Annotated in this window: 22 protein-coding genes and 1 pseudogene; 21 read left to right on the top strand and 2 right to left on the bottom strand. The window is 60.6% G+C overall.

Annotated elements, in window-relative coordinates; all coding sequences use genetic code 11:
* Nucleotides 1–47: 47 nt before the first annotated feature.
* From F7R06_RS22890 to F7R06_RS31140, 8 genes and pseudogenes are all read left to right on the top strand, one after another.
* The gene (locus tag F7R06_RS22890; RefSeq protein ID WP_090316795.1) at nucleotides 48–1,535 is read left to right on the top strand and encodes a gamma-aminobutyraldehyde dehydrogenase; all 1,488 of its coding nucleotides are present in this window, start codon (nucleotides 48–50) and stop codon (nucleotides 1,533–1,535) included.
* A gap of 84 nt (nucleotides 1,536–1,619) precedes the next feature.
* Nucleotides 1,620–2,771 carry a putative ABC transporter substrate-binding protein YdcS gene (ydcS, locus tag F7R06_RS22885; RefSeq protein ID WP_090316792.1) on the top strand — a complete coding sequence of 384 codons (1,152 nt, stop codon included), beginning with the start codon at nucleotides 1,620–1,622 and terminating at the stop codon, nucleotides 2,769–2,771.
* 232 nt (nucleotides 2,772–3,003) lie between these two features.
* Nucleotides 3,004–4,041, top strand: a complete 1,038-nt coding sequence (locus F7R06_RS22880) for an ABC transporter ATP-binding protein (protein ID WP_090316789.1) — start codon at nucleotides 3,004–3,006, stop codon at nucleotides 4,039–4,041.
* A gap of 1 nt (nucleotide 4,042) precedes the next feature.
* Nucleotides 4,043–4,990, top strand: coding sequence for an ABC transporter permease (locus F7R06_RS22875; RefSeq protein WP_090316786.1), 948 nt, complete (start codon nucleotides 4,043–4,045; stop codon nucleotides 4,988–4,990).
* Nucleotides 4,980–5,789, top strand: coding sequence for an ABC transporter permease (locus F7R06_RS22870; RefSeq protein WP_090316783.1), 810 nt, complete (start codon nucleotides 4,980–4,982; stop codon nucleotides 5,787–5,789). Before F7R06_RS22875 ends, F7R06_RS22870 begins: the two co-directional genes overlap by 11 nt.
* A gap of 87 nt (nucleotides 5,790–5,876) precedes the next feature.
* Complete coding sequence (locus F7R06_RS22865) at nucleotides 5,877–7,301, top strand: gamma-aminobutyraldehyde dehydrogenase (RefSeq protein WP_090316780.1); 1,425 nt, start codon at nucleotides 5,877–5,879, stop codon at nucleotides 7,299–7,301.
* A gap of 230 nt (nucleotides 7,302–7,531) precedes the next feature.
* A complete protein-coding gene (locus F7R06_RS22860) occupies nucleotides 7,532–9,016 on the top strand; it encodes an APC family permease (protein WP_090316778.1) in 1,485 nt (494 codons plus the stop codon).
* Between the two features lie 526 nt (nucleotides 9,017–9,542).
* Nucleotides 9,543–9,689: pseudogene (locus tag F7R06_RS31140) on the top strand (phage antirepressor protein); the annotation flags it as partial.
* 56 nt (nucleotides 9,690–9,745) lie between these two features.
* Here F7R06_RS31140 and F7R06_RS22850 read toward each other — a convergent pair.
* Nucleotides 9,746–9,931, bottom strand: a complete 186-nt coding sequence (locus F7R06_RS22850; protein WP_090316775.1) for a hypothetical protein — start codon at nucleotides 9,929–9,931, stop codon at nucleotides 9,746–9,748.
* 414 nt (nucleotides 9,932–10,345) lie between these two features.
* Here F7R06_RS22850 and F7R06_RS22845 point away from each other — a divergent pair, with 414 nt between their 5' ends.
* The 10 genes from F7R06_RS22845 to F7R06_RS22800 all read left to right on the top strand — a co-directional run bounded on the left by F7R06_RS22845 (nucleotide 10,346) and on the right by F7R06_RS22800 (nucleotide 20,215).
* Nucleotides 10,346–11,971, top strand: a complete 1,626-nt coding sequence (locus F7R06_RS22845; RefSeq protein WP_090316771.1) for a glucan biosynthesis protein D — start codon at nucleotides 10,346–10,348, stop codon at nucleotides 11,969–11,971.
* Nucleotides 11,972–12,246: 275 nt separating this feature from the next.
* The gene (locus F7R06_RS22840; protein WP_090318333.1) at nucleotides 12,247–13,161 is read left to right on the top strand and encodes a glutamate/aspartate ABC transporter substrate-binding protein; all 915 of its coding nucleotides are present in this window, start codon (nucleotides 12,247–12,249) and stop codon (nucleotides 13,159–13,161) included.
* Between the two features lie 211 nt (nucleotides 13,162–13,372).
* Nucleotides 13,373–14,119, top strand: coding sequence for an amino acid ABC transporter permease (locus tag F7R06_RS22835; RefSeq protein WP_090316765.1), 747 nt, complete (start codon nucleotides 13,373–13,375; stop codon nucleotides 14,117–14,119).
* Nucleotides 14,119–14,790, top strand: coding sequence for an amino acid ABC transporter permease (locus F7R06_RS22830; RefSeq protein ID WP_090316762.1), 672 nt, complete (start codon nucleotides 14,119–14,121; stop codon nucleotides 14,788–14,790). The genes F7R06_RS22835 and F7R06_RS22830 overlap by 1 nt, the downstream gene beginning before the upstream one ends.
* Entirely contained in the window at nucleotides 14,787–15,521 is a 735-nt protein-coding gene (locus tag F7R06_RS22825) for an amino acid ABC transporter ATP-binding protein (RefSeq protein WP_090316758.1), read from the top strand. Before F7R06_RS22830 ends, F7R06_RS22825 begins: the two co-directional genes overlap by 4 nt.
* Before the next feature lie 157 nt (nucleotides 15,522–15,678).
* Nucleotides 15,679–17,580 (top strand): two-component sensor histidine kinase AauS, encoded by a 1,902-nt coding sequence (gene aauS, locus F7R06_RS22820; protein WP_090316755.1) that lies wholly within the window; start codon nucleotides 15,679–15,681, stop codon nucleotides 17,578–17,580.
* Nucleotides 17,577–18,905 (top strand): two-component response regulator AauR, encoded by a 1,329-nt coding sequence (gene aauR, locus F7R06_RS22815; RefSeq protein WP_090316751.1) that lies wholly within the window; start codon nucleotides 17,577–17,579, stop codon nucleotides 18,903–18,905. Before aauS ends, aauR begins: the two co-directional genes overlap by 4 nt.
* An 8-nt stretch (nucleotides 18,906–18,913) precedes the next feature.
* Entirely contained in the window at nucleotides 18,914–19,243 is a 330-nt protein-coding gene (locus F7R06_RS22810) for a GlpM family protein (RefSeq protein ID WP_162493925.1), read from the top strand.
* Nucleotides 19,244–19,431: 188 nt separating this feature from the next.
* Complete coding sequence (locus F7R06_RS22805; RefSeq protein ID WP_090316746.1) at nucleotides 19,432–19,806, top strand: DMT family transporter; 375 nt, start codon at nucleotides 19,432–19,434, stop codon at nucleotides 19,804–19,806.
* A 10-nt stretch (nucleotides 19,807–19,816) separates the two neighbouring features.
* The gene (locus F7R06_RS22800; protein WP_090316743.1) at nucleotides 19,817–20,215 is read left to right on the top strand and encodes a DMT family transporter; all 399 of its coding nucleotides are present in this window, start codon (nucleotides 19,817–19,819) and stop codon (nucleotides 20,213–20,215) included.
* 50 nt (nucleotides 20,216–20,265) lie between these two features.
* On the opposite strand, the gene F7R06_RS22795 is transcribed toward F7R06_RS22800, so the two are convergent.
* Nucleotides 20,266–21,027, bottom strand: coding sequence for a MipA/OmpV family protein (locus tag F7R06_RS22795; protein WP_090316740.1), 762 nt, complete (start codon nucleotides 21,025–21,027; stop codon nucleotides 20,266–20,268).
* Nucleotides 21,028–21,246: 219 nt separating this feature from the next.
* Between F7R06_RS22795 and F7R06_RS22790 the strand changes: the two genes are divergently transcribed.
* Genes F7R06_RS22790 through F7R06_RS22780 form a run of 3 tightly spaced genes read left to right on the top strand, consistent with a single transcriptional unit; the run spans nucleotide 21,247 to nucleotide 24,219 of the window.
* Nucleotides 21,247–21,945: an MtnX-like HAD-IB family phosphatase gene (locus tag F7R06_RS22790; protein ID WP_090316738.1), complete on the top strand. Its 699-nt coding sequence runs from the start codon at nucleotides 21,247–21,249 to the stop codon at nucleotides 21,943–21,945.
* On the top strand, nucleotides 21,938–23,332 hold the full coding sequence (locus tag F7R06_RS22785; RefSeq protein ID WP_090316734.1) for an aspartate aminotransferase family protein: 1,395 nt from the start codon (nucleotides 21,938–21,940) through the stop codon (nucleotides 23,330–23,332). The genes F7R06_RS22790 and F7R06_RS22785 overlap by 8 nt, the downstream gene beginning before the upstream one ends.
* Complete coding sequence (locus F7R06_RS22780) at nucleotides 23,329–24,219, top strand: alpha/beta hydrolase (protein ID WP_090316731.1); 891 nt, start codon at nucleotides 23,329–23,331, stop codon at nucleotides 24,217–24,219. The genes F7R06_RS22785 and F7R06_RS22780 overlap by 4 nt, the downstream gene beginning before the upstream one ends.
* Nucleotides 24,220–24,310 lie beyond the last annotated feature (91 nt).

The following is a 24,310-nucleotide window of genomic DNA, read 5'->3' as shown; positions in this document are numbered from 1 at the left end:
GTCTTGCTCCATCTATAAGACGGCCGGCCCCAGTCACAGGGAGCAGCATGGCCACACAAGAAAAGAGAATCCGAAAAATGGCTGGCGCGCAGACCCCGTTGTTCACCGCCTTGTTGATCGATGGCGAATTGGTCGCGGGCCAGGGATTTGTCGAGCCGATTCTCAACCCGGCGACCGGCGAAGTCCTGACGCAGATCGCCGAAGCCAGCACCGAGCAAGTCGAAGCCGCCATCCTCGCCGCCCACCGCGCCTTCGCCAGCTGGTCGCGGACCACTCCGCAGCAGCGTTCGAACCTGTTGCTGGACATCGCCAACGCCATCGAAAAAAACGCCGACCTGCTCGCCCGCCTCGAATCCCTGAACTGCGGCAAGCCGCTGCACCTGGCTCGCCAGGACGACTTGAGCGCGACAGTCGACGTGTTCCGTTTCTTCGCCGGTGCCGTGCGCTGCCAGACCGGGCAGCTCAGCGGCGAATACCTGCCGGGCTACACCAGCATGGTGCGGCGCGACCCTATCGGGGTCGTGGCGTCCATTGCGCCGTGGAACTACCCGATCATGATGGCCGCGTGGAAAATCGCACCGGCCCTGGCCGCCGGCAACACGCTGGTGTTCAAACCGTCCGAGCACACGCCACTGTCGATCCTGGCCCTGGCGCCGGCATTGGCCGAGATTCTGCCGCGCGGCGTGATCAACATCGTCTGCGGCGGCGGTGAAGGCGTCGGCAGTCACCTGGTCAGCCACCCGAAAGTGCGCATGGTGTCGTTGACCGGCGATATCGTCACCGGGCAAAAAATCCTCCAGGCCGCGGCCAAAACCCTTAAGCGCACCCACCTCGAACTCGGCGGCAAGGCCCCGGTGATCGTCTGCAACGATGCCGACATTCAGGCGGTGGTCGAGGGCGTGCGCGCCTATGGCTATTACAACGCGGGCCAGGACTGCACCGCCGCCTGCCGGATTTATGCGCAGAACGGGATTCACGATCGCCTGGTGGCCGAACTCGGTGCGGCGGTCAGCAGCTTGCGCTTCGCCGGCAAACGCGATGCCGACAACGAACTCGGTCCACTGATCAGCACTCGCCAACGTGACCGTGTGGCCAGTTTCGTCGAACGCGCCCTTGGCCAGCCGCACATCGAACGGGTGACGGGCGCTGCCGTGCATTCCGGCGCCGGTTTCTACTACCAGCCAACCTTGCTGGCCGGCTGCAAACAGACCGACGAAATCGTTCAGCGCGAAGTGTTCGGACCGGTGGTCACCGTCACCCGCTTCGATGAGCTGGAGCAAGCAGTGGACTGGGCCAACGATTCGGAATACGGCCTGGCGTCCTCGGTTTGGACCCAGAACCTCGACAAGGCGATGCAGGTCGCCGCGCGATTGCAGTACGGCTGCACCTGGATCAACAGCCATTTCATGCTGGTCAGCGAGATGCCCCATGGTGGCCTGAAGCGTTCGGGCTACGGCAAGGACCTGTCCAGCGATTCGCTCCAGGACTACAGCGTGGTACGGCACATCATGGCCCGCCACGGACAGCATCTCTGACTACGCTAATAACAAGCCGCTAACGGCATGCTTCACCCCGTTCAAAAACTGCCCCGACCATAATTTGAAGAAGAGGGAATTCCCATGTTCGTGCACAAGACCGCACTGCTCAGTGCAATCACCACCGCGCTGCTGGCCAGTGCCAGTGTCCAGGCCGCCGAGCCGCTGAAAGCTGTCGGGGCGGGCGAAGGCCAACTGGATATTGTGGCTTGGCCTGGCTACATCGAACGGGGCGAAAGCGACAAGGCCTACGATTGGGTCACGGGTTTCGAGAAGGAAACCGGCTGCAAGGTCAATGTAAAAACCGCCGCGACCTCCGACGAGATGGTCAGCCTGATGGCCAAGGGTGGTTACGACCTGGTGACAGCCTCCGGCGACGCCTCCCTGCGCCTGATCGTCGGCAAGCGTGTGCAGCCGATCAACACCTCGCTGATCCCGAACTGGAAAAACATCGACCCGCGCCTCAAGGACGGACCGTGGTACGTCGTCAATAAACAGACCTACGGCACCCCGTATCAGTGGGGTCCGAACGTATTGATGTACAACACCAACGTGTTCAAGACCGCACCTGACAGCTGGGGCGTGGTGTTCGAGGAACAGACCCTGCCGGATGGCAAGTCCAACAAAGGTCGCGTGCAGGCTTACGACGGCCCGATCTACATCGCCGATGCGGCGCTGTACCTCAAGGCGACCAAGCCGGAACTGGGCATCAAGAACCCCTACGAGCTGAACGAAGAGCAATACAAAGCGGCGCTGGCCCTGCTCCGCAAGCAACAGCCGTTGATCCACCGCTATTGGCATGATGCGACCGTGCAGATGAGCGACGTCAAAAACGAAGGCGTGGTGGCCTCCAGTAGCTGGGGCTACATGGTCAACGGCCTGGTGGCGGACAAGCAGCCAGTGGCCTCGGTCATTCCGAAGGAAGGTTCCACGGGCTGGGCCGACACCACCATGATGCACGTCGATGCCCAGCACCCGAACTGCGCCTACAAGTGGATGGACTGGTCGCTGCAACCGAAAGTCCAGGGTGACGTGGCGGCATGGTTCGGCTCGCTGCCAGCGGTGCCGGCGGCGTGCAAGGAGAGCGAACTGCTCGGCGCCGAAGGCTGCAAAACCAACGGTTTCGACCAGTTTGACAAGATCGCCTTCTGGAAAACCCCGCAAGCTGAAGGCGGCAAATTCGTGCCGTACAGCCGCTGGACCCAGGACTACATTGCGATCATGGGCGGCCGCTAATTCTTGAAGTGAAGTAGATCCCTGTGGGAGCGGGCTTGCCCGCGATGGCGGAGTGTCAGGCAACACCCTATTGACTGTGCTGACGCCATCGCTGGCAAGCCAGCTCCCACAGTTGATTACCTCTGTTGCCACTGCCGAGCAAGGCAGCCGGCTGTAGTTGACCGTTACTCGTTTATTCAGAAGTCCAGGCAGGGCCGCTGCGACGGCCCTCGCCTTTTTGGAGCACCGCACCATGACGCTTGCAGTCCAGTTCACCAACGTTTCCCGTCAGTTCGGCGAAGTGAAAGCCGTTGACCGGGTTTCCATCGACATCCAGGACGGCGAGTTTTTCTCCATGCTGGGGCCTTCCGGCTCGGGCAAAACCACCTGTTTGCGCCTGATCGCCGGTTTCGAACAACCGAGCGCGGGCTCTATCCGGATTCATGGCGAGGAAGCCGCCGGGCTTCCGCCGTACCAGCGCGACGTGAACACCGTGTTCCAGGATTACGCGCTGTTTCCGCACATGAACGTTCTCGACAACGTCGCCTACGGCCTGAAAGTCAAAGGCGTCGGCAAGACCGAACGCCTCAAACGCGCCGAAGAAGCCCTCGACATGGTCGCCCTCGGCGGTTACGGGGAGCGCAAGCCGGTGCAACTCTCCGGCGGCCAGCGCCAACGCGTGGCCCTGGCCCGCGCCCTGGTCAATCGTCCGCGCGTGCTGCTGCTCGACGAACCCCTCGGCGCGCTGGACCTGAAACTGCGCGAGCAAATGCAGGGCGAGCTGAAGAAGCTGCAACGCCAGCTCGGCATTACCTTCATCTTCGTCACCCACGACCAGACCGAAGCGCTGTCCATGTCCGATCGCGTGGCCGTGTTCAATAAGGGACGCATCGAACAAGTCGACAGCCCGCGCAATCTCTACATGAAACCGGCGACCACCTTTGTCGCCGAATTCGTCGGCACCTCCAACGTGATTCGCGGCGACCTGGCGAAACAGCTGAGCGGCAATCCACAGCCGTTTTCGATTCGCCCGGAACACGTGCGTTTCGCCGAAGGCCCGCTGGCCGCACACGAAATTGAAGTCAGCGGCTTGCTGTACGACATCCAGTACCAGGGCAGTGCCACCCGCTATGAACTGAAGCTGGAAAACGGCCAGACCCTGAACATCAGCCAGGCCAACAACCAGTGGCTGGATGTCAGCGCCCAGCACCAGACCGGGCAACGCATCAGCGCACGCTGGGCTCGCGAAGCCATGGTGCCGCTGTTCGACACCGTTGCAGGCGGGGTGTGACATGAACACCGTGGCACTCTCTCAAACCCGGTCGGGCGGCTCGCCGTTGCACAGGTTTTCCAATCTGCTGTATCGCCGGCCAAACCTGTACCTGTCGCTATTGCTGGTGCCGCCGCTGCTGTGGTTCGGCGCGATCTACCTGGGCTCGTTGCTGACCTTGTTGTGGCAGGGTTTCTACACTTTCGATGACTTCACCATGGCGGTCACGCCGGAACTGACCCTGGCGAACTTCGCCGCGCTGTTCCAGCCATCGAACTTCGACATCATCCTGCGCACCCTGAGCATGGCCATCGTGGTCTCGATCGCCAGCGCCATCGTTGCGTTTCCGATCGCCTACTACATGGCGCGCTACACCACTGGCAAGACCAAGGCGTTTTTCTACATCGCGGTGATGATGCCGATGTGGGCCAGTTACATCGTCAAGGCCTATGCCTGGACCTTGCTGCTGGCCAAGGGCGGCGTGGCGCAGTGGTTCGTGCAGCACCTGGGCCTGGAACCGCTGTTGCAGTTGGTGCTGGGGATTCCCGGCGTGGGCGGCAGCACCTTGTCGACTTCGCACCTGGGGCGCTTCATGGTGTTTGTCTATATCTGGCTGCCGTTCATGATCCTGCCGATCCAGGCTTCGCTGGAACGCCTGCCGCCGTCGTTATTGCAAGCGTCCGCCGACCTCGGCGCCAAACCACGCCAGACGTTCATGCAAGTGATTCTGCCGCTGTCGATTCCGGGCATTGCCGCCGGTTCGATCTTCACGTTCTCGCTGACCCTCGGCGACTTCATCGTGCCGCAACTGATCGGTCCGCCGGGTTACTTCGTCGGCAGCATGGTGTACGCCCAACAAGGCGCGATCGGCAACATGCCGATGGCCGCTGCCTTCACCCTGGTGCCGATCGTGCTGATCGCCATTTACCTGTCCATCGTCAAACGCCTGGGGGCCTTCGATGCACTCTGAAAAGGCTTCAATCGGTCTGAAAATCGCGGCCTGGGGCGGGTTGGTGTTCTTGCACTTCCCGATCCTGATCATCTTCATGTACGCCTTCAACACCGAAGACGCGGCGTTCAGCTTTCCGCCCAAGGGCTTCACCCTGAAGTGGATAGGCGTAGCGTTCTCGCGGCCTGACGTGCTGGAAGCGATCAAGCTGTCGCTGCAGATTGCCTCGATTGCCACGCTGATCGCCCTGGTCCTTGGCACGCTGGCATCGGCGGCGCTGTACCGCCGGGACTTCTTCGGCAAGCAAGGCATCTCGCTGATGCTGATCCTGCCGATCGCCCTGCCAGGGATCATCACCGGTATCGCGCTGCTGGCGACCTTCAAGACGCTGGGCATCGAGCCGGGAATGTTCACCATCATCGTCGGTCACGCGACCTTCTGTGTGGTGATCGTCTACAACAACGTCATCGCCCGCTTGCGCCGCACCTCGCACAGTTTGATCGAGGCCTCGATGGACCTCGGCGCCGACGGCTGGCAGACCTTCCGCTACATCGTCCTGCCGAACCTCGGCTCGGCGCTGCTGGCCGGCGGCATGCTCGCTTTCGCGCTGTCGTTCGACGAAATCATCGTGACCACCTTCACCGCCGGTCATGAACGCACCCTGCCGCTGTGGCTGCTCAATCAGCTGAGCCGCCCACGGGACGTGCCGGTAACCAACGTCGTCGCGATGCTGGTGATGATGGTGACCATGCTGCCGATCCTCGGCGCTTATTACCTGACCCGTGGCGGTGAAAGCGTTGCGGGCAGTGGCGGCAAATAACCGAAACCCAATTCCCGATGTGGAAACCGGCTCCTGTGGGAGCCGGGTTCCACAGAACAAAACAATGGATTCGAAGAGGAGAAGAACATGCAAACCCAACTCTTGATCAACGGCCAGCTCGTCAATGGCGAAGGCCCTGCCCAACCCGTGTTCAACCCGGCGCTGGGCCGCGTGCTGGTGGAAATCAACGAAGCCAGCGAAGTCCAGGTCGATGCTGCCGTGCGCGCCGCCGATGCCGCGTTTGACAGCTGGTCACACACCCCGCCGAAAGAACGCTCGCTGCTGCTGCTCAAACTGGCCGACGCCATCGAAGCCCATGGCGAAGAGCTGGCCAAACTGGAATCGGACAACTGCGGCAAACCCTACAGCGCAGCACTGAACGACGAGATCCCGGCGATTGCCGACGTGTTCCGTTTCTTCGCCGGTGCCAGCCGCTGCATGAGCGGTTCGGCCGGGGGTGAATACCTGCCGGGCCACACCTCGATGATCCGCCGCGACCCGGTGGGCGTGATTGCCTCCATCGCGCCGTGGAACTACCCGCTGATGATGGTCGCCTGGAAAATCGCCCCGGCCCTCGCCGCCGGTAATACCGTGGTGCTCAAGCCGTCGGAACAAACGCCGCTGACCGCACTGCGCCTGGCACAACTGGCGTCGGAAATTTTCCCGGCCGGCGTGCTCAATCTGGTGTTCGGCCGTGGCCCTACCGTGGGTAGCCCGCTGGTCACCCATCCGAAAGTGCGCATGGTGTCGCTGACCGGTTCGATCGCCACCGGTTCGAACATCATTTCCAGCACCGCCGACAGCGTCAAACGCATGCACATGGAACTGGGCGGCAAGGCCCCGGTGATCATCTTCGACGACGCCGATATCGACGCCGCCGTGGAAGGCATTCGTACCTTCGGCTTCTACAACGCCGGGCAGGACTGCACTGCTGCCTGCCGCATCTACGCGCAGGAAGGCATCTACGACAAGTTCGTCGAGAAACTCGGCGCGGCCGTCAGCAGCATCAAGTACGGCTTGCAGGACGACCCGTCGACCGAGCTCGGCCCACTGATCACCGCGCAACATCGCGACCGCGTGGCCGGGTTCGTCGAGCGCGCCGTGGCGCAACCGCACATCCGGTTGATCACCGGCGGCAAAGCGGTGGAAGGCAACGGTTTCTTCTTCGAACCGACGGTGCTGGCCGATGCCCAGCAGGACGACGAAATCGTCCGTCGCGAAGTGTTCGGGCCGGTGGTGTCGGTGACCAAATTCACCGATGAAGCGCAGGTATTGGGCTGGGCCAACGATTCGGACTACGGCCTGGCCTCGTCGGTGTGGACCGCCGACGTCGGTCGTGCCCATCGCCTGTCGGCGCGCTTGCAGTACGGCTGCACCTGGGTGAACACCCACTTCATGCTGGTCAGTGAAATGCCTCACGGCGGTCAGAAACTCTCCGGCTACGGCAAGGACATGTCCATGTATGGCCTGGAGGATTACACCGTCGTGCGGCATGTGATGTTCAAGCATTAAAAAACAAAAGCATCGCTGGCAAGCCAGCTCCCACATGATCTCCGCAATCCCTGTGGGAGCTGGCTTGCCAGCGATGGTGTCACCTCGGTTTCAAGGCAGAAACCGGCAGTACGCACCACCAGGTTCCAACCAAAGAAGCCAAAACAATAACCACCGATCCGGGCAGCGCCGCCAAGGCTCTGCCACGGTTTCGGACATCCGAAATCTGCCGATTTTCCGGAGCAACCACTATGAGTGCAACACCCGAACTCTCTGCCGGCGTTGTCGATAGCGACGCCGAGCAGCTACGTAAACTGGGTTATACGTCCAATTTCAATCGCAGCATGAGCCTGTGGGAAAACTTCGCCCTGGGCTTCACTTATCTGTCCCCGGTCGTAGGGGTTTATACCCTCTTCGGCCTGTGCCTCGCTGCTGGCGGGCCACCGATGTTCTGGGCTTACCTGCTGGTCGGTTGCGGCCAACTGCTGGTGTGCCTGATCTTCGGCGAAGTGGTGTCGCAGTTCCCGATTTCCGGTGGGGTGTACCCATGGGCCCGTCGCTTGGTGGGCAAACGCTGGGCGTGGATGGTCGGCTGGATCTACTCCATCGCCCTGTGCGTGACCATCGCTGCCGTTGCCGTGGGTGCAGGTCCTTACCTCGCCGCCATGATGGGTTTTGAACCGAACAACAACACCAACATCGTCATCGCCCTGTTCCTCACACTGTTCGCCACGCTGATCAACCTCAGCGGCACCAAAGTGCTGGCGCGCATTGCCATGTTCGGCTTCCTCTGCGAGCTGATCGGCGCGGTGATCGTCGGTGTCTACCTGTTGGTTTTCGAACGTCATCAGCCGCTCAGCGTGCTGCTCAACACCTTCGACATCAGCGTCGACGGCTCGTACCTGCCGGCCTTCCTCACCGCCTCGCTGGCAGGGATGTTCCTGTACTACGGCTTCGAGGCCTGCGGCGACGTCGCCGAAGAAACGCCGAACCCGAGCGCAAAAATCCCGGTAGCCATGCGCATGACGATCTACATCGGCGGCATCGCGGCGATGTTCGCCTGCCTGGCGCTGATCCTCGCCGTGCCGGACGTGCAAGCAGTGATCAACGGTACCGACAAGGACCCGGTCACCACCATCCTCAACAACGCCTTCGGCCCGGTGGGTTCGAAAGTGGTGATGGGCGTGGTCATGATTTCCTTCATCTCCTGCGTCATCAGCCTGCAAGCGGCGGCGAGCCGACTGCTGTATTCCTACGCGCGTGATGAGATGGTGATCGGCAGCCGACTGCTGAAGAAGATTTCTCCTACGACTCAAGTTCCGGTTTCTGCGCTGTTCGTGTCCGGTGTCCTGCCGGCCCTCATCATCATTCTCGGCTTCTTCCTGCAGGATGCCGTGGCCACCATCGTCAGCTTCGCCGCCATCGGCATCTACCTGGCGTTCCAGATGATCGTGCTCGCCGCGCTGTTTGCCCGACTCAAAGGCTGGAAACCGAGCGGCAAATTCACCCTCGGTGCCTGGGGCTGGCTGGTGAACATCGGAGCACTGGCCTATGGCCTGGGCGCCATCGTCAACATGGCCTGGCCACGTACCCCGGACGCTGCGTGGTACATCAACTACGCCATGGTCCTGAGCACCGCCATCGTCATTGGCCTGGGCCTGCTGTACATGTGGATCGCCAAGCCGTACGACCACGGTACCGCGCCTGCCGGGGATGCCTGGAAGGTGAGCCGGTAACGGTATTTGCCCCTTGATCGAAGACCCTGCCCGCAGTGATGCGGGTGGGGTTCGAGTGGCTAAAGCGGTTGTGGCTGGATGAGCGTTTCGATGGACAAAAAACCGCCCTTGGAGGCGGTTTTGCTGTTACAGGCATGTCACTTCTGCAGATGCCCGCACAGAAAAAACCTACAGATGCGACCTTCCGAAAAAACCCGCGATTCCTACATCACGCGTCGCCAGAGTAGACTTGGCGCCGCGAGCGCCTGACCGATAGGCTTTGTCCCGTCGCTGCACAATCAGCGACCCGGAGTCGAAGCCGGAACATATCAACATGGCGCATCCGCGCCCCCATACAAGCTGGGGCATTTTTTTGCCTTTCAGTTTCGTGTTATGGCGGGCCGTGTGGCGCGGGCCTCTCAGCTTCCATGTTGATCGAGAATGTTCCGACTTCGAACGCCGCACGGTCCGCCACCCCAATCTGTCGAAGGATTAGTGGCGGCTCTTTTTCAATATGGAGTCGAACAATGCGCAGATCACGTCACCAGAAAACCTGCCAAGCCTGAGCGCCTTGAATTGGGCAAGCATCTCGGTGCCTTTGCTGCATTACCAACATCACGCCTGGATCAAGTGGCGGGACATGCCTGAGTTGATGCAAACGCAACGACCGTTCCCAATAGCCGGCACCCGCTGAATCGATTCGATTGGCAAAAGGGCGAACTTCATCGTCCGCCCTTTTGATTCTCTTACCTAAAACCTCGAAATACTGCGCATCGCATCCACCAGATACCTCATCGCAATCCGGTCGCTCTCCGACAATTCGCGATAGCGCTCCACCAGTTTCATTTCTTCGGAATTCAATCGGCGCCTTCGCCGCCCGCTGCCCAGGCACGGAAAGATTCCCAGTATTTCGGTGATGCCTTGTACTTTCGACATGGACGATGTCCTTCTCTACGTCATAGAAAACTTCAAAAACCGCATCGCCCTACCCCTTTTCAGCAGCCTTCTTGTGCCGACTGAATCGCACCGGCCCGAAGGGCATAAACCGGTCATGCCCACAGAATAGAAAGTATCGGGACGCTGAAAAGCGTTTTTTAGAGTAATTAGTCGAAAAAAGCAGAAATGCCCTCTAAATCAGACGTCACTGTCGGAAATCTTTACCGACACGTCTTGTTTCATTGCCGCGCTAGCGTCGTGCCATCAATCAATTTTGCTCTGCCATCGAACGGTTTAAGCTATTCGGCATCTGTTTAAAGTCCGTTGCGTTTGGCCGAAGGCATGTCCGAACCCCTATTTCTGATCCAGCACGTGCCAGGAACGGCGCGGGATTGTTCACGACAGGTTGTATTTATGCACCGCAGGAATTTGCTCAAAGCCTCCATGGCCATCGCTGCCTACACCGGTTTGTCGGCCACCGGCCTGCTCGCCGCCCGCGCCTGGGCTGCCACCGGGGCTGCCGATGGTGAAGCCCAGGCCTTCGATTTCGAGTCGCTGAAAGTGCAGGCCAAGCAACTGGCCAGCAATCGCTATCAGGACACCAAGCAAGTGTTGCCACCGACCCTGGCGACCATGACCCCGCAGAATTTCAACGCGATCCGCTACGACGGCAATCATTCGCTGTGGAATGAATTGAACGGTCAGCTGGATGTGCAGTTTTTCCACGTCGGCATGGGATTCAAGCAGCCGGTGCGCATGTACAGCGTCGATCCGAAGACCCGCATGGCCCGTGAAGTGCATTTCCGCCCGTCGCTGTTCAACTACGAGAACACCACGGTCGACACCAAACAACTGACCGGCGATCTGGGTTTCTCCGGGTTCAAGCTGTTCAAGGCGCCGGAGCTGGACAAGCACGACGTGGTGTCGTTTCTCGGTGCCAGTTACTTCCGCGCGGTGGACGCCACTGGCCAATACGGCTTGTCGGCCCGCGGCCTGGCGATCGATACCTACGCCAAAAAGCGTGAAGAGTTTCCCGACTTCACCAAGTTCTGGTTCGAGACGCCGGACAAGGACAGCACCCGTTTCGTGGTCTATGCCCTGCTCGACTCGCCGAGCGCCACCGGTGCCTACCGCTTTGACATCGACTGCCAGGCCGAGCGCGTGGTGATGGAAGTCGATGCCCACGTCAACGCACGTACCGCCATCGAACAACTGGGCATTGCGCCGATGACCAGCATGTTCAGCTGCGGCACCCACGAACGCCGGATGTGCGACACCATTCACCCGCAGATCCACGACTCCGATCGCCTGGCGATGTGGCGCGGCAACGGCGAGTGGATCTGCCGTCCGCTGAACAACCCGGCCACCCTGCAATTCAATGCCTTCGCCGACAAGGACCCGAAAGGTTTCGGCCTGGTGCAGACCGATCACGAGTTCGCCAGCTATCAGGACACCGTCGACTGGTACAGCCGGCGCCCGAGCCTGTGGGTCGAACCGACCACCGCCTGGGGCGAAGGCTCCGTCGATCTGCTGGAAATCCCTACGACCGGCGAGACCCTCGACAACATCGTTGCGTTCTGGACCCCGAAAAAACCGGTGGCGCCCGGTGATTCACTGAACTACGGCTACAAGCTCTACTGGAGCGCCCTGCCGCCCGTGGGCACACCGCTGGCGCGGGTCAACGCAACGCGTTCGGGCATGGGTGGTTTCACCGAGGGCTGGGCACCGGGCGAGCATTACCCGGAGGTTTGGGCCCGGCGTTTCGCGGTGGACTTCACCGGAGGTGGTCTGGACCGCTTGCCGGAAGGCGCGGGCATCGAGCCGGTGGTGACCTGCTCGAATGGCCAGGTCAAGGACTTCAACGTGCTGGTGCTCGATGACATCAAGGGCTACCGCATCACGTTCGACTGGTACCCGACCAACGACAGCGTGGATCCCGTGGAACTGCGCCTGTTCATCCGCACCCATGACCGTACATTGAGTGAAACCTGGTTGTACCAGTACTTCCCGCCAGCGCCGGACAAGCGCAAATACACCTGATTACCGGTTGCGCCCTCTCACCATTCGGTTTTCCGAACGCGACCTGCCGGTCAGTTCGGTTAACCGGATTATTCAGCGCTTAAAAACCCGGCCAGACAATTTAATTTCCTTATAAATCAATAGCTTGACTCGTTCAGCCTGGCCTGGCATGAGTCATGCTCTACACTTCCTCGACGAATGCCTGCGGTGCCAACACTTCAGGAGCTCAGGCATCCGCAGCACAAAAAGGGCCGATGAACTGGCTCCATAAAAAAAACAATGTCGAGGAAAATTTGATGCGCATCGTTCCCCATATCCTGGGCGCAGCCATTGCTGCCGCTCTGATCAGCACGCCAGTTTTCGCCGCCGAACTCACCGGCACCCTGAAGAAGATCAAAGAGTCCGGTGTGATCACCCTCGGGCATCGTGACGCTTCCATTCCGTTTTCCTACATTGCAGACGCTTCCGGCAAACCGGTCGGCTACTCCCACGATATTCAGCTGAAAATCGTCGAAGCCATCAAAAAAGACCTGGACCTGCCTAACCTGCAAGTCAAATACAACCTGGTCACTTCGCAAACCCGTATCCCGCTGGTGCAGAACGGCACCGTGGACCTGGAGTGCGGTTCCACCACCAACAACGTCGAGCGTCAGCAGCAAGTTGACTTCTCCGTTGGCATCTTCGAAATCGGTACCCGTCTGCTGACCAAGAAAGGCTCTGCGTACAAGGACTTCGACGACCTCAAAGGCAAGAACGTCGTGACCACCGCCGGTACCACGTCCGAGCGCATCCTCAAGTCGATGAACGCCGACAAGCAAATGGGCATGAACGTCATCTCCGCCAAAGACCACGGCGAATCCTTCCAGATGCTGGAATCGGGCCGTGCCGTCGCGTTCATGATGGACGACGCGCTGCTGGCCGGTGAGGCCGCCAAAGCCAAGAAGGCGGATGACTGGGCCGTGACCGGCACGCCACAGTCCTACGAAATCTACGGCTGCATGGTGCGTAAGGGCGACGAGCCGTTCAAGAAAGCCGTGGATGACGCCATCAAGGCCACCTACGCTTCGGGCGAGATCAACAAGATCTACGACAAATGGTTCATGCAGCCCATCCCGCCTAAAGGCCTGAACCTGAACTTCCCGATGAGCGACGAGCTCAAGGCCCTGATCGCCAACCCGACCGACAAAGCGGCTGACGACAAGAAATCCTGATTTCTGACTAACCTTATCTCCTGGGAGGGCCTCGGCCCTTTCCGGAGATTGTCATTCCCTGCTGGCATTTCTGGAAGCACTCGAACCGGTGGCTGTCGAGCCGATCGCGTGTGCCTGATCGAACTGACCCCTGTGGTCACCGGATCGGGCGGGAACGGAGCTTTCCCCAGGCGGGTACTTGTACATCGATCGAATCCGAGGGGAGACCCTAATGAATTACAACTGGGACTGGGGCGTGTTCTTCAAGTCCACCGGCGTGGGCAGCGAGACCTATCTCGACTGGTACATCGCCGGTCTGGGCTGGACCATCGCCATCGCCATCGTGGCCTGGATCATCGCCCTGACACTGGGCTCGATTCTGGGCGTCATGCGCACCGTGCCGAATCGCATCGTATCGGGCATCGCCACCTGCTACGTCGAGCTTTTCCGTAACGTGCCGCTGCTGGTTCAGCTGTTCATCTGGTACTTCCTGGTGCCGGACCTGCTGCCACAGAACCTGCAAGACTGGTACAAGCAGGATCTGAACCCGACGACCTCGGCCTTCCTCAGCGTTGTCGTCTGCCTGGGCCTGTTCACCACCGCTCGCGTCTGCGAACAAGTGCGCACCGGTATCCAGGCCCTGCCCAAAGGCCAGGAATCCGCGGCCCGCGCCATGGGCTTCAAGCTGCCGCAGATCTACTGGAACGTGCTGCTGCCGCAGGCTTACCGGATCATCATTCCGCCGCTCACCTCGGAATTCCTGAACGTCTTCAAGAACACCTCCGTGGCTTCGCTGATCGGCCTGATGGAGCTGCTGGCGCAGACCAAACAGACCGCCGAATTCTCCGCCAACCTGTTCGAAGCCTTCACCCTGGCAACGCTCATTTACTTCACCCTGAACATGAGCCTGATGTTGCTGATGCGTCTGGTCGAGAAGAAAGTCGCCGTACCAGGCCTGATCTCCGCGGGGGGTAAATAATGGAACTCGACTTCTCGGGCATCATCCCGTCCCTGCCGGGCTTGTGGAACGGCATGATCATGACCCTGCAACTGATGGCGCTGGGCGTCATCGGCGGGATCATCCTCGGCACCCTCCTGGCGCTGTGCCGTCTGTCCCACAGCAAACTGCTGTCGAACCTGGCCGGTGCCTACGTCAACTACTTCCGCTCGATCCCGCTGCTGCTGGTCATCACCTGGTTCTACCTGGCGGTGCCATTCGTGCTGCGCTGGATCACCGGCGAAGACACCCCGATCGGCGCGTTCGCCTCGTGCATCGTGGCCTTCATGATGTTCGAAGCGGCCTACTTCTGCGAAATCGTCCGGGCCGGCGTGCAGTCGATCCCCAAGGGCCAGATGGGAGCAGCCCAGGCGCTGGGCATGACCTATGGCCAGATGATGCGCCTGATCATCCTGCCCCAGGCATTCCGCAAGATGACCCCGCTGTTGCTGCAACAGAGCATCATCCTGTTCCAGGACACGTCGCTGGTGTATGCGGTGGGCCTGGTGGACTTCCTCAATGCCTCGCGCGCCAGTGGCGACATCATTGGCCGTTCCAATGAGTTCCTGATCTTCGCAGGTCTCGTGTACTTCATCATCAGCTTTGCCGCCTCGCAGCTGGTCAAGCGTCTGCAAAAAAGGTTTGCCGTATGATCTCTATCAAGAATGTCAACAAGTGGTATGGCGACTTCCAGGTACTGACTGACTGCAGCACCGAGGTCAAAAAAGGCGAAGTGATCGTGGTCTGCGGGCCGTCCGGCTCGGGCAAATCAACCCTGATCAAATGCGTCAACGCCCTGGAACCGTTCCAGAAGGGTGACATCGTGGTCGATGGCACGTCCATCGCCGACCCGAAGACCAACCTGCCGAAACTGCGCTCCCGTGTGGGCATGGTATTCCAGCACTTCGAGCTGTTCCCGCACCTGACCATCACCGAAAACCTGACCATTGCGCAGATCAAGGTATTGGGCCGCAGCAAGGAAGAAGCCACCAAGAAAGGCCTGCAACTGCTTGAGCGCGTCGGACTTTCGGCCCATGCCCACAAGCACCCCGGCCAACTGTCCGGTGGTCAGCAGCAGCGCGTGGCGATTGCCCGGGCGCTGGCGATGGACCCGATCGTCATGCTGTTCGACGAACCGACCTCGGCGCTGGACCCGGAAATGGTCAACGAAGTGCTCGACGTGATGGTGCAACTGGCCCACGAAGGCATGACCATGATGTGCGTGACCCACGAAATGGGCTTCGCCCGTAAAGTTGCCGACCGGGTGATTTTCATGGACGCCGGCAAGATCATCGAAGACTGCAAGAAAGAAGAGTTCTTCGGCGACATCAACCACCGTGCCGAGCGTACCCAGCACTTCCTGAACAAGATTCTGCAGCACTAAAGCACACGCTCGCCCTCCCTGCAGGAGCGAGCCTGCTCGCGATGAATTCAAAGACACCGCGTCCATTCAGAATGAACGCGTCATCGTTGACGACCATCGCGAGCAGGCTCGTTCCTCCAGTAGTCAGGCAAGCGCTGGTTGACCCAAGGCATCTGTGATGAAATGCGACCCCAATCCCTATCGCGCCCCGCCGCCATCACTCGCCGTGAAACCCCGTCTGATTCGTCATTTGTTCCTGCCGCCGCTGATCATCGCGCTGATGATCGGATTGGGTTATGTCGGCTTCTGGCTCAGTGAGCACTACGGCATTCGCAGCCTGAGCGAGAACGGCCAGCGTCAGCTGGAACTGCACGCCCGTGCCGTCGAGAGCGAAATCAGCAAATACACCTACCTGCCCAGCCTGCTGGAACTCGAATCCAGTGTCTCGCAGTTGCTGGCCGACCCGACCCCGGAGCACCGGCAAACGGTCAATGATTACCTTGAAGGCCTGAACCGGCGCAGCCGCAGTCGGGCCATCTATGTGATGGACACCACCGGTCGCGTCATGGCCACCAGCAACTGGCGCGATGTCGACAGCTACCTGGGTGAAGACCTGTCCTTCCGTGCCTATTTCCAGAATGCCGTGCGCGGCCAGCCGGGACGTTTCTACGGCATCGGCAGCACCAACGGCGAACCCGGTTATTACCTGGCCCACGGCCTGGAAGAACACGGCAAGATCATCGGCGTGGCCGTGGTCAAGGTTCGCCTCGAAGCCATGGAAGAGCGCTGGCAGCGGGCGCGCCTGGAAGCCTTTGTCAGTGACGAGAACGGCATCATCATTCTGTCCAGCGACCCGGCGCGGCGACTCAAATCCGTGGTGCCGCTGAGCGACGAGACCAAGGAAAAACTGGCCCGCAGCCTGCAGTACTACTGGTTCCCGTTGAACGAACTGCAACCCCTGGCCCGGGAAACCCTGTCCGAAGGCGTGGAAAAACTGACCTTTCCCGCCAACAGCGAGCTGGACTCCGATAAAGAAAACATCAGCTATCTGGCGCAGACCCGGCCATTAAGCGATACCCCATGGAATTTCACCCTGCTCACGCCGCTGCAGGATTTGCGCCGAGAAGCGATCAATCAGGGCGTTCTGGTGGCGGTGGCCTTCGCCCTCGTGGCGTTCCTGCTGATCGCCTGGAACGAACGGCGCAAGGTGATTTCCACGCGCCTCGCCGCCCGCGAGGCCTTGCAGGAAGCCAACAATCAACTGGAGCGTCGGATTACCGAACGCACCGTCGACCTGCGCGCCAGCAATGAACGGCTCAAGGGCCAGATCCGCGAAAGACGTCAAGCCGAAGAGACCTTGCGCCGCGCCCAGGATGAACTGGTGCAGGCCGGAAAACTCGCCGCCATCGGCCAGATGTCCACCAGCATCGCCCACGAACTGAACCAGCCGCTGGCGGCGCTGCGCACCCTGTCCGGCAACACCGTACGCTTTCTGGAGCGCGGTCAACTGGACGTGGCCAGCACCAACCTCAAGACCATCAACGAGCTGATCGACCGAATGGGCCGGATCACCGCCAGCCTGCGCTCCTTCGCCCGACGCGGTGACGACAAGGGCCAGGCTGGCCTCGGCAAAGCCGTGGAAGCTGCCTTGCAACTGCTCGGCGGCCGGGTGGAAAATGCCCATCTGCAGGTGCACCACCATTTCGACGACGTACAACTGCAGATCGACCAGACGCGCCTGGAGCAGATTCTGGTCAACCTGATGGGCAACGCCCTCGATGCCATGCAGGCGCAGCCGCAGCCCGAGCTGTGGCTCGAAGGTGAAGTGTTCGAGGGCAAGTATCGACTGCGCGTCAGGGACAACGGCCACGGTATCGATGCCGAAGCGCGCAAGCACCTGTTCGAACCCTTCTTCACCACCAAACCCGGCGAACAAGGGCTGGGCCTGGGCCTGACGCTTTCCGCGAGCCTGGCCGCCGCCACTGGCGGGCACCTGGGCGTCGAACACCCCGCCAGCGGTGGTACCGCTTTCGTCCTCAGTTTACCGTTGGTAAGCCCCACACCTGCCGAGCCAATATGAACAACGACCTTAGTGTGCTGATTGTCGAAGACGACCCCCATGTGCTGCTCGGCTGCCAGCAGGCGCTGAGCCTGGAAGACATTCCCTGTATCGGCGTCGGCAGCGCCGAAGAAGCCCTGGAGCGGGTCGGCGACAATTTTGCCGGCATCGTCATCAGCGACATTCGCCTGCCGGGTATCGATGGACTGGAACTGTTGAACCGGCTCAAGGCCCGCGACCGCAGCCTTCCGGTGGTGCTGATCACCGGTCATGGCGACATCTCGATGGCCGTCGGCGCGATGCAGAAAGGCGCCTACGACTTCATGGAAAAACCCTTTTCCCCGGAGCGTCTGGTGGACGTGGCCCGCCGCGCCCTGGAACAACGCAGCCTGGCGCGTGAGGTGACGTCTCTGCGTCGGCAATTGGCCGAACGCGATTCCCTCGAAGGGCGCATCATCGGTCGCTCGCCGGCCATGCAGAATCTGCGCGAGTTGATCGCCAACGTCGCCGATACCTCAGCCAACGTGCTGATCGAAGGCGAAACCGGCACCGGCAAGGAACTGGTTGCCCGTTGCCTGCATGATTTCAGCCGCCGACACAGTAAACAGTTCGTCGCCTTGAACTGCGGCGGCCTGCCGGAAAACCTCTTCGAAAGCGAAATTTTCGGCCATGAAGCCAACGCCTTCACCGGCGCGGGCAAGCGGCGCATCGGCAAGATCGAGCACGCCGACGGCGGCACGCTGTTCCTCGATGAAGTGGAAAGCATGCCCCTGCCCTTACAGATCAAACTGCTGCGGGTGTTGCAGGAGCGTACCCTCGAGCGACTCGGTTCGAACCAGAGCGTGGCGGTCGATTGCCGGGTGATTGCCGCGACCAAGTCCGACCTCGTCGAGTCGAGCAAGGCCGGGGAATTTCGCAGCGACCTGTATTACCGCCTCAACGTGGTCACCCTGGAACTGCCACCGTTGCGCGAACGTCGCGAAGACATCCTGCAATTGTTCGAGCATTTTCTGCAGCAGTCGTCCCTGCGCTTTGACCGTGCCGCGCCGGAACTGGATAACCAGACCCTGTCCAACCTGATGAGCCACGACTGGCCGGGCAACGTGCGCGAACTGCGCAACGTCGCCGAGCGCTTTGCCCTGGGTCTGCCAGCCTTCAAGAAACCCGGTGCCAGCGCCGGCAATCAGGGCCTGGCCTTTGCCGAAGCGGTGGAAGCCTTCGAACGCAACCTGCTCGGCGACGCCTTGCAACGCAGCGGTGGCAACCTGACCCAGGCCAGCCAGGAACTGGGCATGGCCAAGACCACCTTGTTCGACAAAGTGAAGAAGTACGGGCTGAGTCACTGATGGATCTGATGCTCAAGGCAACACTGGGCGCGGCGGTGGTGCTGATCCTCGCCGCATTGGCCAGGACCAAAAACTATTACATCGCCGGCCTGGTGCCGCTGTTTCCCACCTTTGCCCTGATCGCCCATTACATCGTCGGCAAGGGCCGCTCCCTGGAAGACCTGAAGACCACCATCCTGTTTGGCATGTGGTCGATCATTCCATACTTCGTCTACCTGGCCACGCTCTACGTGATGGTGGACCGGATGCGCCTGGAAGCTTCTCTCGCGGTAGCCGCAGTGGCCTGGTTGATGGCGGCGACTGTGCTTGTCTCCCTCTGGGTTCGCCTGCACACCTGACACCCCCTTTGTGGGAGCGAGCCTGCTCGCTCCCACAGAATTTGTCCCGGGTTTGGCCCATCCCTTGCATTTACCCCCAAAAGCCCTCTCGCCCGGCCTGCATGCCGGTTGAACCTTCGGAGGGCGTCCGCTAAAGGGTGAATCCTGACAGTGAACATCGTTATTGCAAACCGAAAGGCACCACACCCATGACTTTCACCGTGATCATGCTGGTGGCGTGTTCCATTGTGATGGACGTCATTGGCCAGCTCTGCTTCAAGCTCGGCCTGGACCGATTGCCGGAGCTCGAAGGCGGCTTTCGCCTCAATGCGTTCTGGGGCCAGGTATTCAACGCGCCGCTGCTGTGGTGCGGGATCGGCGCCTTTGTGGTCGAGTTTCTGGTCTGGCTCGAAGCCCTGTCCCGGGCACCGCTGAGCCTGCTGTTTCCGGCAGCGGCGCTGGCCTACTGCGGCGTGGTGCTGGCGAGCAAGCTGGTCCTCGGTGAAACCGTCAGTCGCCGTCGCTGGCTGGGTACGCTGGTGATTTCGGCGGGCGTGATGCTCGTGTGTGTCGGCCATGGATGAGGGTCAATCGATGATCGGCAGCAAGACTGACTGGCTGCACGAACGGCTCGGCACCCTCGTTCTCTGGGCATTGCTGATCAGCTTCGAAAGCGCCGGCCAGATCGCCAGCAAAGTCGGCGGCGATCAACTCGGGCAGATGGATTTCACCCTGCATTGGCTGTTGGCCGTGGCAGACAATCCCGGGGTGTGGGTGGCGATCGGCTGCTACATCGGGGCGTTCTTCGTCTGGATGCTGATCCTGCGACGCAGCAGTCTCTCCCTGGCGTTTCCCCTGAGTTCACTGGTGTTTGTCGGGGTACTGCTGGGATCGTGGCTGGGATTGGGAGAGCAGATCAGTGTGCTGCACTGGGTCGGGGTGGCGGTGATCATGGGTGGGGTGGCGTTGCTGGCCGAGGGTGAGCAAACCTGAAGACACCGCAACTTTTGTGGCGAGGGAGCGAGCTCCCTCGCCACACAATCTCATTTGAACTTGTAGGCTATCGCCACCTGCGCTTCACCCTGATTGGTATCGCCAACGGCCTTGACAATGCTGCTGTCCGCCGCCGAACCCGTCAGATGAATCCAGCTCGCGCTGGTCAGCAGCGACCAATGCGCGGCCAGGGGAAACTCGAAGCTCTGGGTCAGCGCCACGTTCTGCAACCCGCCGCCGGCGTTGTAGCGACGAATCCCCGAAGCCTGTGACTCATCGCTGCTGACGCCGAAGTAGGTCTGGGTTTGTCGGGCATCGGCGAAGTGCGCCGTCAGGTTCGTGCTGCCGATCACCCCGCCGCCCAGCGGATAACCCACCTCGCCACCGACCCGCCCCAGCACCCCACCCTGCCCGCTGCCGCCGCCCACTGCCTGGCCGACTGACGCAAACACCCGCCAGAAATCAGCCGGGGCGTACTGCACGAACCCGCCCACCTCGGCCATATCCGGCACATCGCGCAGGCCGCGCAACGTCCCGTTCGCGGTTCGACCCGGCAGGTAGTTCGCAAAGGGCCCGGCACTGAATCCGTTGGCCTTGAACGCACTCCAGGTCAACCCGTCATCAGTGCTGAGACTGACATCGCCCCAGTCCAGATCGAGGTACGGTATCGGCTTGGTTTCGTATCGACTGCCGGTCGGGTCATGGGGTTGATAGCCCAGGCCCAGCCCGGCTTCACCCGTGAGGCTATCGGCGTTGGCGTTGATGGAAAGACAGGTCAGCGCGGTAAAGAGCGCAACGGTAATCCTCGACATGAGGTAATTCCTTATACGGTACATGCGCGCATCAATCCCTGAATTGACGCCATCAGGCAAGCACTCATGTTGTTTGTAGCGACCTACAAAAATTGTAGCTTCGTCTTCTCGAACACGGGCCAGAACCCCAGTCTTGCTGGGCCGGACACAATTGGCACGGTCTCTGCTGTACCCCGTTGGCAAGCGCAAACAGCGCGAAACGCTTAATAGGTACAACAGATGATTGACTGGCATATCGTGTGTGATTTCGACGGGACCATCACCCGCACCGACGTGATCGACAGCATCCTCCAACGATTCGCCGACCCGAGCTGGGAAGCGATCGAAGAGGAGTGGCTGACAGGCAACATCGGCTCCCGTGAATGCCTCAGCCGCCAGCTCGCGCTGGTCAAGGCCACCCCGACCGAACTGCTCGACTTCTTCGACAGCATCGAAATCGACCAGGACTTTCCTGACTTCGTCGACCACGTCATCGGCCTCGGCGCGTCCCTGGAAGTGGTCAGCGACGGCATCGAACAAGGCATCGCGCGCATCCTCGCGCGCAATTACGTCAGCCTCCTGCCGATCCTCGCCAACCGCTTGCGTCAGGTCGATCACGACAGCTGGCGCATCGACTTCCCGTACGCCAACGATGCGTGCCGCGCCGCTGCCGGCAACTGCAAATGCAAATCCACGCCCAAGGCCAAGCGTGTGCTGGTGATCGGTGACGGTCAGTCCGACATGTGCGTGGCTTCCACCGCCGATTTCGTGTTCGCCAAGGATCGCCTGGCCGAGCACTGCGAGCGCAACGGCATCGCCTTTGCGCGCTTCGACAGCTTCGCGCAACTACCGGCAATGTTGGCCCTTTTACCCAATGCAAACGCCGCCAACGCCACCTCTTTCAACACAGAAACACAGGAACTTTTCCACCATGTCTGATATTCGAATCGCGACTGCCGAAGACCAAATTTTGCTGGAAAAGGAAGCCAAGTACTGCTCCTACGGCGACACCGTTCACTACATCGAGCCGCCGCGCATTTTCAGTCGCTGCGAAGGCTCCTACGTCTGGGACACCAGTGACCAGGCCTATCTCGACCTGCAAATGTGGTACTCGGCGGTCAACTTCGGTTACGCCAACCCGCGCCTGAACAATGCGCTGAAACAGCAGATCGACACCCTGCCGCAGATCGCCAGCCAATACCTGCACAAAGGCAAGATCGAGCTCTCGGAAATGATCGCCGTGGACGCGAAGAAGAAGTTCGGCCTCGACGGTCGCGTGCACTTCAACGTCGGCGGCTCGCAGTCCATCGAGGACTCGCTGAAAGTCGTGCGCAACGCCACCAACGGCAAGAGCCTGATGTTCGCCTTCGAAGGCGGTTATCACGGCCGCACCCTCGGCGCCTCGTCGATCACCTCCAGCTACCGCTATCGCCGCCGCTACGGCCACTTCGGCGAGCGCGCCAACTTCATCCCGTTCCCATACCACTTCCGTGGCCCCAAAGGCATGACCAAGGAAGAGTACGGCAGCCACTGCGTGCAGCAATTCGCGCGCTTGTTCGAGACCGAATACAACGGCGTCTGGGACCCGAAAGTCGGCCAGAGCGAGTACGCCGCGTTCTACGTCGAGCCGATCCAGGGCACCGGCGGCTACGTGATCCCGCCGATGAACTTCTACAGCGAACTCAAGCAGGTACTCGACCAGCACGGCATCCTGATGGTCGTCGACGAAATCCAGATGGGCTTCTACCGTACCGGCAAGTTGTGGTCGATCGAGCACTTCGACGTCAAACCGGATGTGATCGTCTTCGGCAAGGCCCTGACCAACGGTCTCAATCCGCTGGGCGGCATCTGGGCCAAAGAAGAGCTGATCAACCCTAAAGTCTTCCCGCCGGGCTCCACCCACTCGACCTTTGCCTCCAACCCATTGGGCACGGCGGTGGGTCTGGAAATGTTCAAGATGACCAGCGAAGTCGACTACGGCGCGATGGTCATGAACAAGGGCAAGTACTTCCTTGAAGGCCTGAAAGACCTGCAGAAACGCTACCCGATCATCGGCGACGTCGATGGCCTGGGCCTGGCGCTGCGTTGCGAAATCTGTGGCCCGGACGGCTTCACACCGGACAAGGCGACGCTCGATTTCATGGTCGAGGAAGGCATGAAGGGCGACATCGAAATCGACGGCAAACGCCTGGGCTTGATCCTTGATGTTGGCGGTTACTACAAGAACGTCATCACCCTGGCCCCATCGCTGGAAATCAGCTACGCGGAAATCGACCTCGGTATTGCCCTGCTCGATCGCCTGCTGCACCGGGCAATGAAACGATGAACACGACGGCATCACCGGACGCGATCGATATGGGCGAAGGCCGCGCCGGGTTTGTCATCGGCAATGGCGAGGTCGCGGTGTTGTTGATCCACGGCCTCACCGGCACCCCGACGGAACTCCGTCGGGTAGCCATGGGCCTGGCGAAAGCCGGGCACACGGTCTACGTGCCGACCCTGGCCGGCCACTGCGGAGGCAACGCCGACCTGCAAGCCACCGGCTGGCGCGACTGGTATGAAAGCGCTCGCAGCACTTTCGTCGGTATACGGCGCAAGCACGAGCGCGTGTTCGTCGGTGGTTTGTCGATGGGCGCGGTACTGTCGATGTACCTGGCCGCCGAGCACCCCGGGCAAATCGAAGGCTTGATGTTGTATTCCACCACCCTGCGCTACGACGGCTGGAGCATCCACAAACTGGCGTTCCTCACGCCCTTGCTGATGAAAATCCCGTTCGGCGTGCACCTGTGCAGCTTCGAAGAAAAACCGCCCTATGGCATCAAGAACGAACGCCTGCGAGCGATCGTCGAACGCCAGATGAAAGAAGGCGAAAGCAGCCAGGCCGGTCTGTTGACCATGGAAGGCGTGACCGTGCGCGAACTGCACCGACTCAATGCCGTGGTGAAAAAACGCATGCCGTCGATCACCACACCCACGTTGGTCGTGCACTCCCTGGAGGACGACATCACCAGCCGCTGGAACGCCGACTATGTCGAACGCAAGCTCGGCGGGCCGGTGATCAAGGTCATGCTGGACGACTGCTATCACATGATCACGGTCGACCTGCAATACCACCGGGTGATCGAACTGAGCGTGGACTTCATCCAGCAGCGCTTCATCGAGCAACATTCCGTACCACAGCCCCCGCACGGGGAGTATCGGCAACTGGCCTGAGCCCGTGGCGAGCCCGATAGCAGACGGCTCGCCACTGGAGGGGTAATGTCGGCTACTGTATTACACCAGGCTTCACGATTTATCCCGCCCT

It is taken from the genome of Pseudomonas moorei (genome assembly GCF_008801475.1).
Classification (GTDB): Bacteria; Pseudomonadota; Gammaproteobacteria; order Pseudomonadales; family Pseudomonadaceae; genus Aquipseudomonas; species Aquipseudomonas moorei.
The sequence above is the reverse complement of the archived record's forward strand: the minus strand, read 5'-3'. Positions and strand labels throughout refer to the sequence as shown.

What these genes read in the sequence shown, in the direction of transcription:
- F7R06_RS22795 (WP_090316740.1), bottom strand. Translation starts at nt 21,027, where the DNA reads ATGTCGAGGATTACCGTTGCGCTCTTTACCGCGCTGACCTGTCTTTCC.
- F7R06_RS22850 (WP_090316775.1), bottom strand. Translation starts at nt 9,931, where the DNA reads ATGTCGAAAGTACAAGGCATCACCGAAATACTGGGAATCTTTCCGTGC.
- F7R06_RS22890 (WP_090316795.1), top strand. Translation starts at nt 48, where the DNA reads ATGGCCACACAAGAAAAGAGAATCCGAAAAATGGCTGGCGCGCAGACC.
- F7R06_RS22785 (WP_090316734.1), top strand. Translation starts at nt 21,938, where the DNA reads ATGTCTGATATTCGAATCGCGACTGCCGAAGACCAAATTTTGCTGGAA.
- F7R06_RS22800 (WP_090316743.1), top strand. Translation starts at nt 19,817, where the DNA reads ATGATCGGCAGCAAGACTGACTGGCTGCACGAACGGCTCGGCACCCTC.
- aauS (WP_090316755.1), top strand. Translation starts at nt 15,679, where the DNA reads ATGAAATGCGACCCCAATCCCTATCGCGCCCCGCCGCCATCACTCGCC.
- F7R06_RS22865 (WP_090316780.1), top strand. Translation starts at nt 5,877, where the DNA reads ATGCAAACCCAACTCTTGATCAACGGCCAGCTCGTCAATGGCGAAGGC.
- F7R06_RS22870 (WP_090316783.1), top strand. Translation starts at nt 4,980, where the DNA reads ATGCACTCTGAAAAGGCTTCAATCGGTCTGAAAATCGCGGCCTGGGGC.
- F7R06_RS22845 (WP_090316771.1), top strand. Translation starts at nt 10,346, where the DNA reads ATGCACCGCAGGAATTTGCTCAAAGCCTCCATGGCCATCGCTGCCTAC.
- F7R06_RS22860 (WP_090316778.1), top strand. Translation starts at nt 7,532, where the DNA reads ATGAGTGCAACACCCGAACTCTCTGCCGGCGTTGTCGATAGCGACGCC.
- F7R06_RS22840 (WP_090318333.1), top strand. Translation starts at nt 12,247, where the DNA reads ATGCGCATCGTTCCCCATATCCTGGGCGCAGCCATTGCTGCCGCTCTG.
- F7R06_RS22790 (WP_090316738.1), top strand. Translation starts at nt 21,247, where the DNA reads ATGATTGACTGGCATATCGTGTGTGATTTCGACGGGACCATCACCCGC.
- F7R06_RS22805 (WP_090316746.1), top strand. Translation starts at nt 19,432, where the DNA reads ATGACTTTCACCGTGATCATGCTGGTGGCGTGTTCCATTGTGATGGAC.
- ydcS (WP_090316792.1), top strand. Translation starts at nt 1,620, where the DNA reads ATGTTCGTGCACAAGACCGCACTGCTCAGTGCAATCACCACCGCGCTG.
- aauR (WP_090316751.1), top strand. Translation starts at nt 17,577, where the DNA reads ATGAACAACGACCTTAGTGTGCTGATTGTCGAAGACGACCCCCATGTG.
- F7R06_RS22875 (WP_090316786.1), top strand. Translation starts at nt 4,043, where the DNA reads ATGAACACCGTGGCACTCTCTCAAACCCGGTCGGGCGGCTCGCCGTTG.
- F7R06_RS22825 (WP_090316758.1), top strand. Translation starts at nt 14,787, where the DNA reads ATGATCTCTATCAAGAATGTCAACAAGTGGTATGGCGACTTCCAGGTA.
- F7R06_RS22880 (WP_090316789.1), top strand. Translation starts at nt 3,004, where the DNA reads ATGACGCTTGCAGTCCAGTTCACCAACGTTTCCCGTCAGTTCGGCGAA.
- F7R06_RS22810 (WP_162493925.1), top strand. Translation starts at nt 18,914, where the DNA reads ATGCTCAAGGCAACACTGGGCGCGGCGGTGGTGCTGATCCTCGCCGCA.
- F7R06_RS22780 (WP_090316731.1), top strand. Translation starts at nt 23,329, where the DNA reads ATGAACACGACGGCATCACCGGACGCGATCGATATGGGCGAAGGCCGC.
- F7R06_RS22830 (WP_090316762.1), top strand. Translation starts at nt 14,119, where the DNA reads ATGGAACTCGACTTCTCGGGCATCATCCCGTCCCTGCCGGGCTTGTGG.
- F7R06_RS22835 (WP_090316765.1), top strand. Translation starts at nt 13,373, where the DNA reads ATGAATTACAACTGGGACTGGGGCGTGTTCTTCAAGTCCACCGGCGTG.